The sequence below is a fragment of the Arthrobacter sp. APC 3897 genome (genome assembly GCF_030407495.1).
GTDB lineage: Bacteria > Actinomycetota > Actinomycetes > Actinomycetales > Micrococcaceae > Arthrobacter_B.
In genome coordinates this window covers 1-16416 of the sequence record NZ_JASDDG010000015.1, presented here as the reverse complement: position 1 = coordinate 16416, position 16416 = coordinate 1, and the positions used below count along the sequence as shown (strand labels likewise).

General features: G+C 66.0%; 17 protein-coding genes and 1 pseudogene. 1 reads left to right on the top strand and 17 read right to left on the bottom strand.

What is annotated here, in order from left to right:
- Window positions 1-23: 23 nt before the first annotated feature.
- From QMA10_RS08910 to pyrR, 4 genes are read right to left on the bottom strand one after another with little or no spacing between them, the layout of a single operon-like run.
- Window positions 24-542 carry a hypothetical protein gene (locus tag QMA10_RS08910; protein ID WP_290167621.1) on the bottom strand — a complete coding sequence of 173 codons (519 nt, stop codon included), beginning with the start codon at window positions 540-542 and terminating at the stop codon, window positions 24-26.
- On the bottom strand, window positions 530-1861 hold the full coding sequence (locus tag QMA10_RS08905) for a dihydroorotase (RefSeq protein WP_290167619.1): 1332 nt from the start codon (window positions 1859-1861) through the stop codon (window positions 530-532). The genes QMA10_RS08910 and QMA10_RS08905 overlap by 13 nt, the downstream gene beginning before the upstream one ends.
- Window positions 1858-2856: an aspartate carbamoyltransferase catalytic subunit gene (locus QMA10_RS08900; protein ID WP_290167618.1), complete on the bottom strand. Its 999-nt coding sequence runs from the start codon at window positions 2854-2856 to the stop codon at window positions 1858-1860. Before QMA10_RS08900 ends, QMA10_RS08905 begins: the two co-directional genes overlap by 4 nt.
- Window positions 2853-3434 (bottom strand): bifunctional pyr operon transcriptional regulator/uracil phosphoribosyltransferase PyrR, encoded by a 582-nt coding sequence (gene pyrR, locus QMA10_RS08895; protein WP_290167617.1) that lies wholly within the window; start codon window positions 3432-3434, stop codon window positions 2853-2855. Before pyrR ends, QMA10_RS08900 begins: the two co-directional genes overlap by 4 nt.
- A 235-nt stretch (window positions 3435-3669) precedes the next feature.
- On the opposite strand from pyrR, the gene QMA10_RS08890 reads away from it, so the two are divergent.
- The gene (locus QMA10_RS08890; RefSeq protein WP_290167615.1) at window positions 3670-4905 is read left to right on the top strand and encodes a PrsW family intramembrane metalloprotease; all 1236 of its coding nucleotides are present in this window, start codon (window positions 3670-3672) and stop codon (window positions 4903-4905) included.
- 110 nt (window positions 4906-5015) lie between these two features.
- Here the strand turns inward: QMA10_RS08890 and nusB are convergent, their stop codons facing one another.
- From nusB to QMA10_RS08825, 13 genes and pseudogenes are all read right to left on the bottom strand, one after another.
- Window positions 5016-5426, bottom strand: a complete 411-nt coding sequence (nusB, locus tag QMA10_RS08885; protein ID WP_290167614.1) for a transcription antitermination factor NusB — start codon at window positions 5424-5426, stop codon at window positions 5016-5018.
- Window positions 5423-5986, bottom strand: a complete 564-nt coding sequence (gene efp, locus QMA10_RS08880) for an elongation factor P (protein WP_290167613.1) — start codon at window positions 5984-5986, stop codon at window positions 5423-5425. The genes nusB and efp overlap by 4 nt, the downstream gene beginning before the upstream one ends.
- A gap of 68 nt (window positions 5987-6054) precedes the next feature.
- Entirely contained in the window at window positions 6055-7176 is a 1122-nt protein-coding gene (gene aroB / locus QMA10_RS08875) for a 3-dehydroquinate synthase (RefSeq protein WP_290167610.1), read from the bottom strand.
- A gap of 4 nt (window positions 7177-7180) precedes the next feature.
- On the bottom strand, window positions 7181-7759 hold the full coding sequence (locus tag QMA10_RS08870; protein ID WP_290167608.1) for a shikimate kinase: 579 nt from the start codon (window positions 7757-7759) through the stop codon (window positions 7181-7183).
- A complete protein-coding gene (gene aroC / locus QMA10_RS08865; RefSeq protein ID WP_290167605.1) occupies window positions 7743-8957 on the bottom strand; it encodes a chorismate synthase in 1215 nt (404 codons plus the stop codon). Before aroC ends, QMA10_RS08870 begins: the two co-directional genes overlap by 17 nt.
- A gap of 32 nt (window positions 8958-8989) precedes the next feature.
- A complete protein-coding gene (locus tag QMA10_RS08860) occupies window positions 8990-9880 on the bottom strand; it encodes a shikimate dehydrogenase (RefSeq protein WP_290167603.1) in 891 nt (296 codons plus the stop codon).
- Entirely contained in the window at window positions 9881-11080 is a 1200-nt protein-coding gene (mltG, locus tag QMA10_RS08855; RefSeq protein WP_290167601.1) for an endolytic transglycosylase MltG, read from the bottom strand.
- Window positions 11081-11106: 26 nt separating this feature from the next.
- Window positions 11107-11688 carry a Holliday junction resolvase RuvX gene (ruvX, locus tag QMA10_RS08850; protein ID WP_290167599.1) on the bottom strand — a complete coding sequence of 194 codons (582 nt, stop codon included), beginning with the start codon at window positions 11686-11688 and terminating at the stop codon, window positions 11107-11109.
- Window positions 11689-11690: 2 nt separating this feature from the next.
- Entirely contained in the window at window positions 11691-14384 is a 2694-nt protein-coding gene (gene alaS, locus QMA10_RS08845; RefSeq protein ID WP_290167598.1) for an alanine--tRNA ligase, read from the bottom strand.
- An 82-nt stretch (window positions 14385-14466) separates the two neighbouring features.
- Complete coding sequence (locus tag QMA10_RS08840; RefSeq protein WP_290167717.1) at window positions 14467-14718, bottom strand: DUF6167 family protein; 252 nt, start codon at window positions 14716-14718, stop codon at window positions 14467-14469.
- 30 nt (window positions 14719-14748) lie between these two features.
- Window positions 14749-15123: a DUF948 domain-containing protein gene (locus QMA10_RS08835; protein ID WP_290167597.1), complete on the bottom strand. Its 375-nt coding sequence runs from the start codon at window positions 15121-15123 to the stop codon at window positions 14749-14751.
- Between the two features lie 191 nt (window positions 15124-15314).
- A complete protein-coding gene (rpsD, locus tag QMA10_RS08830) occupies window positions 15315-15941 on the bottom strand; it encodes a 30S ribosomal protein S4 (protein WP_104054795.1) in 627 nt (208 codons plus the stop codon).
- Window positions 15942-16212: 271 nt separating this feature from the next.
- A pseudogene (locus QMA10_RS08825) lies at window positions 16213-16416 on the bottom strand (replication-associated recombination protein A); the annotation flags it as partial.

The following is a 16416-nucleotide window of genomic DNA, read 5'->3' as shown; positions in this document are numbered from 1 at the left end:
GGAGGCGGAGGTGGTGGAAACGGTCACAGTTGTTCCTCGCTTGTTTCTGACGGCTCAGCCGGCAGGAGTTCGGTAATTGCTGATACCAGCGGTGTCTTCTCTTCGGGGGTGCGGTTGCGGAAGCCGGTGTCCACTGAGGCGGAACCCAGTTTCCAGGTGATGATGACCAGGCCTTCCTTTTCCACAAACTTGCCGGCCATGCCGCGTTCCAGGCGGACCCCTTCGAGGTCCTCCCGGGGAATCCAGACGTCGGGAGCGCCGCTGCGCACCAGGAGCACGCCTTCATCGAAGACGGCGGCGGTGGCGTTGGACTTCACGCCCAGGCCGTAGACGGCAATCCGGTCCAGCCAGTCCCCTGCCGTGGTGGTGCAGACGTACTGGCCCAGCGCCTGGAACCTCGGAACTTCGAGGCCGTCGGGCATCGGCACCGGCCGCTGGACGTTTTGCTGGCGCTGCTGGCGTCCGCGCCAGCTCCAGGCGAAAAGACCAAGGAGCACCAGCACCAGGGCAAGCGTGCCCAGGGCAAATATCACGCGATCCATGGGGACTCCTCTGCGGAAACGGGGTGAGGTGTGTTGAGGTTGGCGTTCAGGACCGTGGGGTGGCCGGCAAAGAAGGTTGCCTGCACAACGCCGGGCAGTTCCAGCCCGGCAAACGGTGAGTTGCGTCCCTTTGAAGCCATCTTAGAAGGGTCCACGGTGCGTCGCGCAGACGGGTTCACCAATATGACGTTGGCCGGTTCCCCGGCCGCCAGCGGCCTGCCCTGGGTCTGCACGCCGCCGATGGCGGCCGGGGTGAGGGAAGTCACGCGGGCGAAGCCTTCCCAGTCCATCAGGCCGGTCTCGATCATGGCGTGCTGGACCACGGAGAGCGCGGTTTCCAGTCCGGTCATGCCCATGGCAGCCTGCGCCCACTCGCATTCCTTGTGCTCGGAGGGGTGCGGTGCGTGGTCGGTGCCGACAATGTCGATGGTCCCGTCGGCCAGGCCGCGGCGCAGGGCCTCGACGTCGGCAGCGGTGCGCAGCGGCGGATTGACCTTGTAGACCGGGTCATAGCTGGTTACCAGGTCATCGGTGAGCAGCAGGTGGTGCGGTGTTGCTTCGGCGGTGACCCTGATGCCGCGCTCCTTGGCCCAGCGGATGATCTCCACGGAACCGGCGGTGGACACGTGGCACACGTGCAGCCTTGAACCGGTGTGCTGCGCCAGCAGCACGTCACGGGCAATGATGGACTCTTCGGCTACGGCAGGCCAGCCGGCCAGCCCCAGGACGGCGCTGACTTCACCCTCGTTCATCTGGGCGCCCTCGGTGAGGCGCGGCTCCTGTGCGTGCTGGGCGATGACGCCGTCGAACGCTTTCACGTACTCCAGCGCGCGGCGCATCAGCACCGGATCCGAGACGCACTTGCCGTCATCGGAAAAGACGCGGACCCGGGCGCGGGAATCGGCCATGGCGCCGAGCTCGGCCAGCCGTTCTCCTTCAAGCCCCACGGTGACGGCACCCACGGGACGCACATCCACCCAGCCGGACCGGCGGCCCAGGCTCCAGACCTGCTCCACCACGCCGGCGGTGTCCGCCACCGGGTTGGAGTTGGCCATGGCATGGACCGCGGTGAATCCGCCCAGGGCGGCGGCCCGGGTGCCCGTTTCGACGGTTTCGGCGTCTTCACGGCCGGGCTCGCGCAGGTGGGTGTGCAGGTCCACCATGCCGGGCAGCGCAATCAGGCCTTCGGCCTCGATGACAACGGCGCCAACAGGTGCTTCGAGGTCGGGTCCGACGGCGGAGATCAGGCCGTCGGAGATCAGGAGATCGGCGGTTTCCTTGCCGAGCAGGGAAGCGTTGCGGATCAGATAGGTGTTCACTGTGCGTTCTCCAGAGGGGCGGGAGCGGCGGGAGTGTTCTCCCCGGCCAGCAGAAGGTAAAGGGAGGCCATGCGCACGGACACGCCGTTACTGACCTGTTCCAGGATGGTGGCCCGCGGCGAATCGGCTGCCCGGGAGGAAATTTCCAGGCCGCGGTTCATCGGGCCCGGGTGCAGCAGGATGGTGTCGGTCAGCCCCAGGGTGTCCAGCCGGCCGAGGCGCACGTCGTCGAACCCCCAGCGCCGCGAGTACTCGCGGACGGAGGGGAAAAACGCGGACTGCATGCGTTCGCCCTGCACCCGCAGCATCATGACGGCGTCGGGTCCGGTTTCGAGGGCCGCGTCGAGGTCATAGCTGATCTGGCACGGCCAGGATTCGACGCCGAACGGCAGCAGCGTGGGCGGGGCCACCAGGGTGACCGTTGCACCCAGGGTGCGCAGCAGCCACAGGTCGGAGCGGGCCACCCGGGAGTGCAGCACATCGCCCACAATGACCACGTGCATGCCGGTGAGATCGGTGCCGGTGGACGCCGTGCCGTGCAGCCGCGCCCAGTGCCGGCGCATGGTGAACGCGTCCAGCAGAGCCTGGGTGGGGTGCTCGTGCGTGCCGTCGCCGGCGTTCAGCACGGCGGCGTCAATCCATCCTGAGCCGGCCAGCCGGGCGGGCGCGCCGGAGGAACCGTGGCGGATCACAACGGCGTCAGCTCCGATGGCGGCGAGGGTTTGTGCAGTGTCCTTCAGGGATTCACCCTTGGAGACGGAGGATCCCTTCGCCGAGAAGTTGATGACATCGGCGGAAAGGCGCTTCGCCGCGGCTTCAAAGGAGATGCGGGTGCGGGTGGAGTCTTCGAAGAAGAGGTTCACCACCGTGCGTCCGCGCAGCACGGGTAGTTTCTTGACCTCGCGCTGGGAGACAGCCGCCATTTGTTCGGCGGTGTCCAGGATGGCCAGTGCGTCGGTGCGGCTGAGGTCCCGGGTGGAGAGCAGGTGCTTCACAGAGTGCCCTCGATAACCACTTCGTCCACGGCCGGGGAATCGGTTTCGTGCAGGTGTACGCGGACCTTCTCAGCGGAGGCAGTGGGCAGGTTCTTGCCTACGTGGTCCGCACGGATGGGCAGTTCGCGGTGGCCGCGGTCCACGAGGACGGCGAGCCGGACAATGCGGGGCCGGCCCAGATCAGTGAGGGCGTCCAGCGCGGCGCGGATGGTGCGGCCGGAATAGAGGACGTCATCAACGAGGACCACCACTTTGTCATCGATTCCGGAGAGCGGAACCTGAGTGGCGTGCGGGGTGCGGGTGGGCTGGCGGGCCAGATCGTCACGGAACATGGTGACGTCCAGTTGTCCCACGATGGCGGCAGGATCCACAGACGGGTCTGCGGCTGCAATGCGGGCGGCGAGCCTCAGGGCGAGCGGGTAGCCCCGGCGCGGGATCCCCATGAGGACGAGGTCTGCGGCGCCTTTGTTGGCTTCCAGGATTTCGTGTGCAATCCGGGTAAGCGCGCGGTCAATATCAGCTGAAGCCAGAACGGTGCGTGCGGGTGCGGATGCGCCCGGCGGGTTGGACAAGTCCATATTCTGCCTCCTCCTTCCCCGCCTCACAGGACGGAATTTAAAGGGTGAATGCCTGATCAAGCTATCACGGTGAACGCCGCCGGCCCTTACTGTGACACCGACTGTTACGGCCGCCGCAGCGGACGCAGGCGTCCCCCGACGGAATGTTTGCCGCTCCGGGCATCCCCGGACACGCCGAAAGGCGCCGCTGCGGGCGCATTTCCTTTTATGGTTGGCTTATGACAGGCGCAGCGTTATGACCAGCCACGGACCCGAGGACCACCCTGCCCTGGACCGGGTTCCGGTGACCCCGCCCGGCGGCCTGCAGCCGGCCGGCGTGAAACCGCCGGTTGCCGGGCCGGTGCCCGTGCAGCCCTTGTGGTCCGCTCCCCCGAAAACCAGCAGGGGAACCGCCGCCACCGTCCTGCTGATCGCAGGAGCGTCGGTGGCGCTGCTGCTGGTTGCGTGGTTCCTCTGGTGGCAGCTTGGCACCGTTGCCTTTGTGCTCTGCGGTTTCCTGGCGCTGGTACCGCTGGGAATCTGCCTGCTGGGGCTGCGCTGGGTGGACCGGTGGGAACCCGAACCGCGCTCGGCGCTGGTATTTGCGTTCCTCTGGGGCGCCGGCGTATCGGTGGGCATAGCCCTGCTGGCGGGCCCTTATGTGGGCCGGCTGCTCTACGCCGTTCTGCCGGGATTCGCGCCGGAGTTCATCGGCCCTGTCCTGGAAGCTCCGATCGTGGAGGAAATCGCCAAGGGGCTGGGCGTGCTGATTCTGGTGTTTGTGCGGCGCAGCCATTTTGACGGGCCGGTGGACGGCGTGGTGTACGCAGGAACAGTGGCTGCGGGTTTTGCCTTCACTGAGAACATTCTGTATTTCGGCTCCGCGCTGATTACCAGCGGCGGATTCGGGGCGCAGCTGGGGTTCGTCTTTGTGCTTCGGGGACTGTTTTCCCCCTTTGCGCACGTACTGTTCACTTCCGCCGTCGGACTGGCCCTGGGTTTCGCCGTCCGCCGCGGCGGTACCGCCCGGATTATGGGAGCCTTCCTCCTGGGCCTGCTGGCCGCCATCGTGGGCCACATGTTCTGGAACGGCGGAACAGCGCTGGCCGCGGGGGACTTCTTCGCTTTCTACTTCCTGCTGCAGGTGCCGCTCTTTGCTCTGGCCGTGACCGGAGTCCTCCTGCTGCGCCGCGCCGAGCAGCGGCTTACCCGGCAGCGGCTGGGCGAATATGCGGCCGCCGGCTGGTTCACGCCCCAGGAAGTGCTGATGCTTTCCACCCGCGCCGGAAGGCACCAGGCGATGGCCTGGGCGGGGAGGTTCGGGGCGCGCAGCATCATGAAAAGGTTCATTGCCGAGGCCACGCGCCTGGCCCTGACCCGCCAGCAGATTGCTGCCGGCCGCGATGTGGCCGCCAATCAGGCCACGGAGCGGACCCTGCTGCGGGACGTTACCCGCACCCGGTCCGTGATGCTGGCCCGCTCCGGGGCCTAGATGCACCTGGCACGGGCAGCAAAAAGCCCGCAGGCGGCCTCCCACAAGGGTGGCCGCTGCGGGCTTTTTGCTGCCACAACGCGTGGCGCAGACAATGTCCTGCCGGCGGTTTAGGCCAGCAGCGAGGGCTTGAGCTGGTGAAGCCGGCCCAGCAGCCCGTTAACGAAGGACGGTGACTCGTCCGTGGACAGGGTCTTGGCCAGCTCAACGGCTTCGCTGATGGCCACCTTGTCCGGGATATCGTCGTTGTACAGCAGTTCCCAAGCGCCGATACGCAGGATGATGCGGTCCACGGACGGCATCCGTTCCAGCGGCCAGCCCTGAGAGTAGGTGCTCAGGAACTCGTCGATGGTCTCCTGCATGGAAACCACACCCTCCACCAAATCCATGGTGTAGGGGTTGATCGTCTGATCGGTCTGTTCCCTGCGGGCCTTGATCATGTCAAAGGCTGAGGCTGAACGCTGTTCAGCTTCAAACAGAACTTCCAGTGCCCTGGTGCGGGCCTTAGTGCGTGCACTCACTCGTTAACGCGTCCCAAATAATCGCCGGTGCGGGTATCTACCTTGACCTTGGTGCCCTGTTCCAGGAACAGGGGAACCTGGATCTCGTAACCGGTTTCCACGGTTGCAGGCTTGGTGCCGCCGGTGGAGCGGTCGCCCTGCAGGCCCGGTTCGGTGTACGTGATTTCCAGGACCACGGACGGGGGCAGCTCGATGTACAGCGGGGAACCTTCGTGGATGGCGATGGTCACCATCATGGATTCGAGCATGAAGTTGGCGTTGTCGCCCACGATGGAACCCGGCACGGTCAGCTGATCGTAATCGGAGGTGTCCATGAAGACGTAGTCTTCGCCGTCCTGGTACAGGTACTGGTAATCCCGGCGGTCAACGGTGGCCGTTTCGATCTTGATGCCGGCGTTGAAGGTCTTGTCCACTACCTTGCCTGAACGCACGTTACGCATCTTCGTACGGACAAACGCACCACCCTTGCCCGGCTTTACGTGCTGGAACTCGATGATGCTCCAAAGGTTGCCTTCAAGCTTCAGCACGGTGCCGTTCTTGATGTCGTTGGTCGTCGCCACAGTTTCTCTTTCGTTGATTCGCCAGGTTTCGTTTTAAGTCCGTCGACTATTCTACCCGCTCCGGGGACCTACAGGCTGAGGCGGATCCCGCCCTGCGGCTCGGAGGCGATCTCCTGGTAGGCAGCAAAGAGCAGCGAGGTGTCCGGAACCTCCAGCATGGAGGGCTTCGCCAGTCCGTCCAGGACTACGAAGCGCAGCAGGTCGCCGCGGGATTTCTTGTCCCGCCGCATGCCGTCCAGCAGGGCGGACCAGCGGTCCTTCCGGTACGTGACAGGCAGTCCCAGTGATTCGAGGATTGTCTTGTGCCGGTCCGCGGCGGCGTCGTCGAGCCGGCCGACCATGCGGCCCAGCTCGGCGGCGAAAACCAGCCCGACGGAGACCGCAGCGCCGTGGCGCCACTGATAGCGTTCGGCCAGTTCAATGGAGTGGCCCAGGGTGTGGCCGTAGTTCAGGTACTCGCGGCGGCCGGCTTCGCGCAGGTCGGCAGAAACAATTTCGGCCTTGACCGCAACGGAACGCTCCACCAGTTCGCGCACTACGTCGGAGGCGCCGTCGCCCACTGCCTCCGGGTTCCCCTCAACGAGGTCCAGGATGGCGGGATCGGCGATGAAGCCGCACTTGATGACCTCGGCCATGCCGCTGAGCAGTTCATTCTTGGGCAGCGTGGCCAGCGCGTCCAGGTCAGCGAGCACACCGGCGGGCGGGTGGAAGGCACCCACGAGGTTCTTGCCCTCGGCGGTGTTGATGGCGGTTTTGCCGCCTACCGCCGCATCGACCATGCCCAGCAGGGAGGTGGGGATGTGGACCACTTTGATGCCGCGCAGCCAGGTGGCGGCCACGAATCCTGCGAGGTCGGTGACGGCGCCGCCGCCCACTGCCACAACGGCGTCGGAGCGGGTGAAGTCATTCTGGCCCAGCACCTGCCAGCAGAATGACGCCACCTGGATGTGCTTGCCCTCTTCAGCGTCGGGAATTTCGGCGGTTACCGCTGTCAGGCCTGTAGCGGCGAGCTCGTCGCGCACCGTGTCTCCGGTGGCACGCAGCGCACGCGGATGGATGACCAGTACCCGGCGCACCCGCTCTCCCAGCATGGCCGGGAGGCGGTCGAGCAGCCCGTTGCCGATAACGACGTCGTAATTGCTTGCGGGGCTTTCGCCGGTCACCGGGATAACGGTGGGATCGGAGGCCATGTGATTAAGCTCCTTCATTGAGGATGGTTGTCAGCCGGTCAACGACCACCGGGACGGGAAGTCCGCGGGTGTCGATGGTGATGTCGGCCAGGGATTCGTAGACCGGACGGCGGGCTTTCGCCAGTTCCTCCCAGCGGCGCACGGGGTCTCCGGCGAGCATCGGGCGGTGTCCGGACCGGATGATTCGGGGCAGGACGGTTTCCAGGTCTGTGTCCAAAAACACAACGGTGGCGCGGCGCAGCAACTGCTGGGTGCCGGTGTCCAGCACCGCACCCCCGCCCAGTGAAATAACGGCCGGAGTTTTCTCCGCCAGTGCTGCGGCGACGGTGCGGGCCTCAAGCTCGCGGAAGCCGCATTCACCGCGGGCGGCGAAGATTTCCGGAATCGGACCGTGCGTGTCAGCCACCAGCTGGTCCGTGTCCAGGAACTTCAGCCGGTTTCGGGCAGCCAGCTCACGCCCCACCACCGACTTTCCGGCTGCCATGAATCCGATCAGGACAATGTGCGCTGCAGGTTTCAGCCGGTCCGAAGACTTGAGGCCGGAAGAGCCGGAAGGGGCGGAGCCGTCAGAACTGCCGGTCACTGGTGCCAGCCGATTCCAGCGCGCCGGGAATGTTCTCGAGGTAGGTCCGGAGATTGCGTGCCGTTTCGGCAACCGAATCGCCGCCGAACTTCTCCGTCACTGCTTCGGCGAGCACGAGTGCCACCATGGCTTCGGCCACCACGCCTGCTGCCGGAACGGCGCAGACGTCGGAGCGCTGGTGGTGGGCCCGGGCCGGTTCGCCGGTGCTGACATCCACCGTCTGCAGGGCGTGCGGCACGGTGGCAATCGGTTTCATGGCTGCCCGCACGCGCAGGACCTCGCCAATGCTCATGCCGCCTTCGATGCCGCCGGCCCGGTTGCCGGAGCGGATGACCCGCCCGTCGGCGTCCTGCAGGATTTCGTCATGTGCAGCAGACCCGCGGCGTGCAGCCGTCAGGAAACCGTCGCCGACCTCGACACCCTTGATGGCCTGGATGCCCATCAGGGCTCCGGCGATGCGGGCGTCAAGGCGCCGGTCCCAGTGGACGTAGCTGCCCAGTCCCGGCGGCAGCCCGTAGGCCAGGACCTCCACCACGCCGCCCAGGGTTTCGCCGTCCTTGTGGGCAGCATCCACCTCGGCGACCATGGCCGCTGAGGTTTCGGCGTCGAAGCAGCGCAGCGGGTCGGCGTCCAGGGCCGCAACGTCGCCCGGTCCGGGCAGGGCTGAACCCTCGGGGCTGGCAACAGCAGCAATGCTTACGGTGTGCGAGACCAGTTCAATGCCCAGGGATTTCAGGAAGGAAGAGGCAACGGCGCCCAGGGCCACGCGGGCTGCCGTTTCCCGGGCGCTGGCGCGTTCCAGTACCGGGCGGGCTTCATCGAAACCGTACTTCTGCATGCCGGTGAAGTCGGCGTGGCCCGGGCGGGGGCGGGTCAGCGGAGCGTTCCGGGCGGACTCGGCCAGGAGCGCCGGGTCCACCGGATCGGGGGACATGACTTTTTCCCATTTGGGCCATTCGGTGTTGCCCACTTCAATGGCCACCGGCCCGCCCTGGGTGAGACCGTGGCGGACTCCCCCGAGGATGCGCACCTGATCCTGTTCAAACTTCATCCGGGCACCGCGGCCGTAGCCCAGCCGCCTGCGTGCCAGTGCTTCCTGGATCAGGGAGCTATCGACTTCGACGCCAGCGGGGACGCCCTCAACTATTCCTACCAGCGCGGGCCCATGGGACTCACCGGCGGTCAACCATCGCAACATGCCTTCAATACTGCCATGTCCGGTGTGCGCGTTCAGCGCCGCGGTGCTCCCACTGCGTCACACATCACGTTTATGACGGCGGCTTCGTCTCGGAACTTGTCTCCGGCGAAGAGGCGAACCTGTTCCACCGCTTGGTAGAGCAGCATTTCCTGCCCCGGAACAATCCGGCCGCCGGCCTCCTCCCACGCCCGGGCGATGCGGCTGGGCCACGGATCATAGGCTGCGTCCAGCAGGACGGCTCCGGTGCGGTCTCCCGCGGCTGCGGCGAGGGATTCCGCCAGCGGATCCGCGGCCCGGGGCGGAAGGGTGGAGATGACGACGTCGGCGGCGGCGCAGGCGGCCGCCGCCTCTTCCCAGGGGTGCAGGGAAACAGAGGTTCCGGTACGGCTGCCGGCGGCCTGGACGGCGACGGTCCCGTCTGCCGCCGCACGGAAACCGCGGGCGTAGACGTCCACTGCGACGGCGTCGAGCCTGGCCGCAGCGGCCACCGCGGCGCAGGCGGTCCCGCCGGCACCCAGAACGGCAATCCGCGGAGCCGTCCGGGACCCGGCGTGCTCCAGGGCACGCACAATCCCGGTGACGTCGGTGTTGTGGCCGGTCAGGACCACACCGCCTGCCGTGTACTCGAAGGTAACGGTGTTCAGCACCCCCAGGGCCGCCGCCGTCTCCGTCAAATCATCCATGGAGGGCACCAGGGCTGCTTTCAGGGGCATCGTCACGGACAGTCCCGCCCACAGCGGGTCCCCCGGTGCCGGGTTCCGGAGGGCCGCCGCAAAAGCGGCGGCGTCCTCTTCCGGAACGTCCACGGCGTCGTAGGTGCAGTGAAAGCCAAGGTACTCGTAGGCGGCGCGGTGCAGGAGCGGAGACTTCGAATGGCCGATCGGATGCCCGAGGACGGCTGCCCGCCGGACAGGTTCAGTCAACTACGCGCACCTGCCTGCCTCCTGCGAGGCGCACCAATTCTGGTACTGGGCCACATACTTGGCGTGCTCGGCCAAGGTGGACGAGAACTCTGTCTGGCCGGTGTCCAGGTTGACGGTCACCCAGTAGTAGTACGGCACGTCTGCGGGGTTGGCAGCGGCCTGGACGGCCTCCGTGCTCGGGGAACCAATCGGTCCCACGGGCAGTCCCGGGTTGGCGTACGTGTTGTACGGGTTGGACTTGTCAGCCTTTTCCGCGGGCGTCAGGTCGTAGCTCTTACGGTTCAGCCCGTAGGTCACCGTTGCGTCGGACTGGATCAACCCGGAGGTCTCAACGTTGTCTTCCCGCAGGCGGTTCTGGATGGCTCCGGCCACCGTGGCGTAGTCGGCTTCTCCTGCCTCTGCCTGGATGATGCTGGCCTTGGTCAGGATCCGGTACTGCTCAGCGGGATCCGTAATGCCGGCGTCCTCCAGTGTCGTGAAGGTGCCGTCCACCATTTCGGTGACAATGGACGTGGCGTCCTGATCCACCGGGAAGCGGTATTCGCCCGGATGCAGGTACCCTTCCAGGCTTACGGCCTGGGCGGGAAGGCCAAACGCCTGGGGGTCCTTCCCCAGCGCCTCGAATTCGGCCAGCGGAATGCCGGTGGAGGTGCTGAGAATTTCAAAGACTTCGTTCTGGCGAAGGTCACGGGCTACGGCGGCGTAATGTACCGCTGCACCCTGCTCTCCCAGCAGGGCATCGAGTGCCGCCGAGGAAGACATCTGCTGCTTCATCTCATACGAGCCGGGCTGGATTTCCCGGCCTTCGGACTCCGTTTGGAAGGTGTTGACGAACTCCTTCGACGTGGCAACGATGTCAGCTGCCTCCAGCTTTCCGCCGATGACCATCGGCCCGTCGCCCTCGGCCACGGTGAAGCTCACGCTGCCGGTACCGGATCCTTCATAGTCCTTGATCTCATTCATGCCCAGCAGGTCCCGGAGGAAGAGGGTCAGGCCGAGCACCACGCCGGCGAAGAACACCAGGACAGCCAGCATGACAATGGTGCGGCGGCGGCGGCGGCGCTGCTTTTCGCGTGACGGGCGGCGGTTCCCGCGGGTGTCCGCTTCTTCCGCGAAGAGGACGGCCACGGGAACCTCGGCTTCCGGAGCGTAGTCGGCCTCATGGTCTGCGGTCGGTTCATACTCCGGTTCCGCGCCCATGGCTGGATGGTCCGGATACCTGTGGCTCACAGCGCAGACCCGTTTCCGCGCTTGTTGTCCTGGGAAATAGTTGGCTCCTGTGTCGGGGCCGGCAGCGCGCCGGGTTGGCGCTCCTGCCGGCAGATTGTGACCGGCTCCCCCACATCGCGTTCAAGGGAACGCTGCATGTCAATGGCGTGCTGCAGTATTGCTACAGCTGCTGCTTGATCAACCACTCTACGGTGTTCCCTGCTGTTCAAGCCAGCTTCGTGCAAAGAGCGGTGGGCGGACACCGTGCTGAGCCGCTCGTCCACCAATGACACGGGAATGGCCAGTCCGCTGCGCTCCAGCTCGCTGAGCAGCGCCTGCGCATAGTCCCGCGCCATCACCGTGGACGCGGTTTCGGTGCCTCTCATGCTGCGCGGAAGGCCCACAAACACCTGTACGGCGCTGCGGTTGGCCGCCTCGCGGACAATAACCCGAATGTCGCTGTTCTTCTTTGCGTCCCGCTTGAGCGTCTTCACCGGCATGGCCAGCGTTCCGTCAGGGTCGCTGACGGCCAGGCCCACGCGGACCTGGCCGACATCCACCCCGAGCTTCACTCCCCGGGGGTAGTCCTGCGGTGCCATGTTTAGCCCCGGTTGGCTACGGCTGCCTTGACGGCGGTGAGTGCTTCAGCGAGCTTGGCGGGGTCGGAGCCGCCGCCCTGCGCCACATCGTCCTTGCCGCCTCCGCCGCCGCCGAGGATTCCGGCGGCCGTCTTGACCAGGGCACCGGCCTTCACGCCGGCTGCGCGGGCGTCCTCGTTGGTGGCAACAATGACCACGGGGCGCGAGTTGGCGACGCCGGCCACGGCCACCACGGCAGCACCGCTGCCCAGCCGGGACCGCAGGTCCAGTGCCAGTGTGCGGAGGTCGTCGGCGCCGGCCCCCGTGCCGGCGTCATGGACCAGGACCCGGACGCCGTCAACGTCAACCGCGGTGGAGACGAGAGCCGCGGCGGAAGCAGCCAGCTGCTCGCGGCGCAGGCGCTCGAGCTCCTTCTCAGTGGACTTCAGCTTCGCCAGCGTGGCGGCAAGCCGGTCCGGCAGCTGCGCGGAGGGAACTTTGAGCATTTCGGAAAGTTCGTTCACCAGGGCGCGCTCGGCTGCCAGGTGGCGGAAGGCGTCCATGCCCACGAAGGCTTCAACCCGTCGGTTGCCGGATCCCACGGACTGCTCGCCCAGAAGGGTGAGGCTGCCGATGCGCGAGGTCGATGCCACGTGCGTGCCGCCGCAGAGTTCACGGGACCAGTCGCCGTTCATCTCCACCACGCGCACGGTGTCGCCGTAGGCTTCGCCGAACAAGGCGGTGGCGCCCAGCGCCTTCGCCTCGGCCAGGGACATGATCTTGGTCTCGACCTGATAGTTGCTGCGGATCGCGAGGTTGGACACTTCTTCGATCTCGGACTTGGCGGCGTCGGAGAGTCCTTCGCCCCAGGAGAAGTCGAAGCGCAGGTAGCCGGCCTTGTTGAAGGAACCGCGCTGCAGTGCCTCCGGGCCGAGAATCTGGTGCAGGGCGGCGTGCACAATGTGCGTACCGGAGTGCGCCTGCTCGGCTTCGTGGCGGCGCTGGGCATCGACGGCGGCAAGGACAGCTGCGCCGTCGGCGATTTCACCTTCGCGGACAATGGCCTTGTGCACGCTCAGTCCCTTGACCGGACGCTGGACGTCCTGGACCTCGATGACAAAGCCGTCGCCGGTGATGAGGCCGGTGTCGGCAGCCTGGCCGCCGGCTTCCGCGTAGAACGGGGTTTCATTGAGCACCAGGGAGATCTCGGCGCCCTGGCCGGCGTAGGGAACCCGCGAGCCGCCGGAAATGATGCCGCGCACCGAGGATTCGCTGGTCAGCTCGTCATAGCCGGTGAACACGGTCTGCCCGGCGGCGAGGAGCTCGTTGAACACCGATACGTCGTCGTGCCCGTGCTTCTTGCCGCGGGCGTCCGCCTGGGCGCGCTGGCGCTGTTCCTGCATGAGCGAGCGGAATCCGGCCTCGTCAACCTTCAGGCCTGCTTCCTCGGCCATTTCCAGCGTCAGGTCGATCGGGAAACCGTAGGTGTCATGCAGGGTGAAGGCGTCCTCGCCGGACAGCGGCTTGTTGGCGGCCTGCGAAATTTTGACCGCTTCCTCCAGGCGCTCGGTGCCGGAGGCAATGGTGCGCAGGAACGCCTTTTCCTCGGCGTAGGCAATGCGGCTGATGCGCGCAAAGTCCGTTTCAACCTCGGGGTAGGTTCCCTTCATCGCGTCCCTGGATACGGGCAGCAGTTCGGGCAGCACAGCGGTTTCCACGCCCAGCAGGCGCATGCTGCGCACGGCGCGGCGGATCAGGCGGCGCAGCACGTAGCCGCGTCCTTCATTGGAGGGGCTCACGCCGTCGGAGATGAGCATCAGGGCGGAACGGATGTGGTCCGCGACGACGCGCAGCTTCACATCGTCTGCATGGTGCGGGTCCGAGGGGTCTTCGGCGGAGGTGTACTCCTTGCCGGAGAGTTCAGCGGCCTTGTCCAGGACGGGACGGACCTGGTCGGTCTCGTACATGTTTTCCACGCCCTGCAGGATCATCGCGAGGCGCTCGAGGCCGAGGCCGGTGTCGATGTTCTTCTGCGGCAGTTCCCCGGCAACGTCGAAGTCCGTCTTGGAGCGCACGGCGGAGAGCTGGTACTGCATGAAGACCAGGTTCCAGATTTCGATGTAGCGGGTTTCGTCGACGGCGGGGCCGCCCTCGAGGCCGTAGGCCGGGCCGCGGTCATAGTAGATCTCGGAGCAGGGACCGCCGGGGCCGGCCTGTCCGGTGTTCCAGTAGTTGTCCGCCTTGCCGGTGCCGATGATGCGCTCGTTCGGGATGCCGATTTTGTCGCGCCAGATGGCGCGTGCTTCGTCGTCGCGCTCGTCGCCGTCCTCGTAGACGGTGACCCACAGGCGCTCGGGGTCCAGGCCGAAGCCGCCCGCTTCGACGTCGGACGTCAGCAGCTCCCACGCGAAGGTGATCGCGTCTTCCTTGAAGTAGTCGCCAAAGGAGAAGTTGCCGGCCATCTGGAAGAAGGTGCCGTGCCGTGCGGTCTTGCCCACTTCTTCGATGTCCGCGGTGCGGATGCACTTCTGCACACTGGTGGCCCGGCTGTAAGGGGGCTTCTCGCGGGCGGTGAGGTATGGAATGAAGGGCACCATGCCGGCCACGGTGAACAGCAGCGACGGATCATTGGTGACGAGCGACGCGGAGGGAACCACCGTGTGGCCCTTTTTGCTGAAGAAATCCAGCCAGCGGCGTGCAATCTCGTGGGACTTCATGGTGCTTTTTACCCTTCCGGTAATTCAGGCGCGCGCAGCATTGAACTGCGCGCAGTGTCAGACGGTGCTGGCCAGTTGCGGATCAGCGGCGCACGGCGGTCATGGTGTCGGCAACGGTGTCGCCGGTTTCCATGCCCAGGGCGGTGCGGAGGTCACCTTCGCGTTCGGTCATGCCTTCACGGAACGCATCGGCGAAGTTCTGCAGGGCGTCGGCGGCGGTGCCGACGGCCCGGTTGAGTCCGGCCGGACCCAGGGTGTTCTTGGCGTCGGAGAGGCGCCGGACAGCGATGACGCCGATGGTGACACCGATGGACATCCAAAAAACTCGCTTGATCATTCTCTTTGCTCCTGTGCTGGTGGCTGGTTAGCGGCTGCGGCGGCCGCGGCTCTTGGCGCCGCGTGCGGAAAGGGCCGAACGGACCCCGTAGCTGAAGGCTGACACCTTGATCAGCGGCGATCCTACGGTTGCAGCAACCAGGGAAGACAGCGCAGAGATGTTGGCTGTGGCATCCGAGACATTGGAGGAAATGCCGTCCACCTTCTGCAGCTGCAGGTTGGTGGTGGACACGGTGGTGGTGACTTCCTCGATCAGCGGCGTGGTCTCGTCGCTGATGGTGCGGATGGCACCGCGCAGCTCATCAAACACCTTGCCAAGCTTCCAGATCGGGACGGCCAGCAGCACCACCAGCACCGCAAACACGCCGGCCGCAATCAGACCGGCAATATCTCCACCCGACATGGTTCTCCTCTTGGTTTGAAAACTAAAAACTTCCGCTATGTACCTTACCCACTTCAGGGCCGCAGCACTTACTTGTTCCCGCCGGCAGGTATGCGTTCCTGACGGGGAACGGCCGCCAAAAGGGGCCGGTTAACCGAACAGCCCGCGGCACGGGGCCGCGGGCTGTCCAGAAAAATCGAGAAGACTCGAAATTAGCGTGCGTAGTATTCCACGACGAGCTGCTCTTCGCAGGTCACGGGAACTTCCGAGCGCTTCGGGCGACGCACGAGGCGTGCCTGCAGCTTGTCCAGGGAAACATCCAGGTAACCCGGAACAGCGGGCAGGACGTCGCGGTGGGCGCCGGCAGCGGCAACCTGGAACGGCGTCATGGTCTCGCTGCGCTGGTGCACATGGATGAGCTGGCCTTCGGAAACGCGGAACGACGGGCGGTCCACGCGGGCGCCGTCAACCATGATGTGGCGGTGCACAACAAGCTGGCGGGCCTGGGCGATCGTGCGGGCAAAGCCGGCGCGCAGCACGAGGGCGTCAAGACGCATCTCGAGCAGCTCGATCAGGTTTTCACCGGTCAGACCGGCGGTGCGGCGGGCTTCCTCGAAGACACGGGTCATCTGTGCCTCGCGGATGCCGTACTGGGCGCGCAGACGCTGCTTTTCACGCAGGCGTACAGCGTAGTCGCTGTCCTGCTTGCGGCGTGCGCGGCCGTGCTCACCCGGGGGGTAAGGACGACGCTCGAAGTACTTGGCTGCCTTGGGGGTCAAAGCAATGCCGAGGGCGCGCGAAGCGCGGGCCTGACGGCGTGCACGTGTGTTGTTAGCCACGTTCACCTTTCACTGTTTTGGCGGTTTGGCCACCGCAGCCCTGGCTTGCGCCGGGATACCGAGATGACTGATACGTAAGTACTGGCCTCCATTAGGGAGAGCTCGGGCCAACCGCTGCCTTCTGCTACAGACACGGCGCCGGGCACAACTTTCCGCCGGTAAAAGCGGAAAGGGGGTTCGGCGTCGCACTTGCCAGTCAACCATCAATGCTAGCACGCAGACGCGGGCGCACCGTTCCCCGCCCGGCACGCCAAACCCTGCGGCCGCCGTTTTACTTTCCGCGAACAATGCCGCGCAGCCGCTCGAGCCGGGCGGCAATGTCCCGTTCGACTCCGTTGACCGTCGGCTCGTAGTAGTTCCGGCCCACCAGGTCATCCGGCGGGTACTGCTGGCGGGCCACGCCGTGCGGCTCGTCGTGGGAGTAAACGTACCCTTTCCCGTGTCCGAGCTGTTTGGCCCCGGGGTAGTGCGCGTC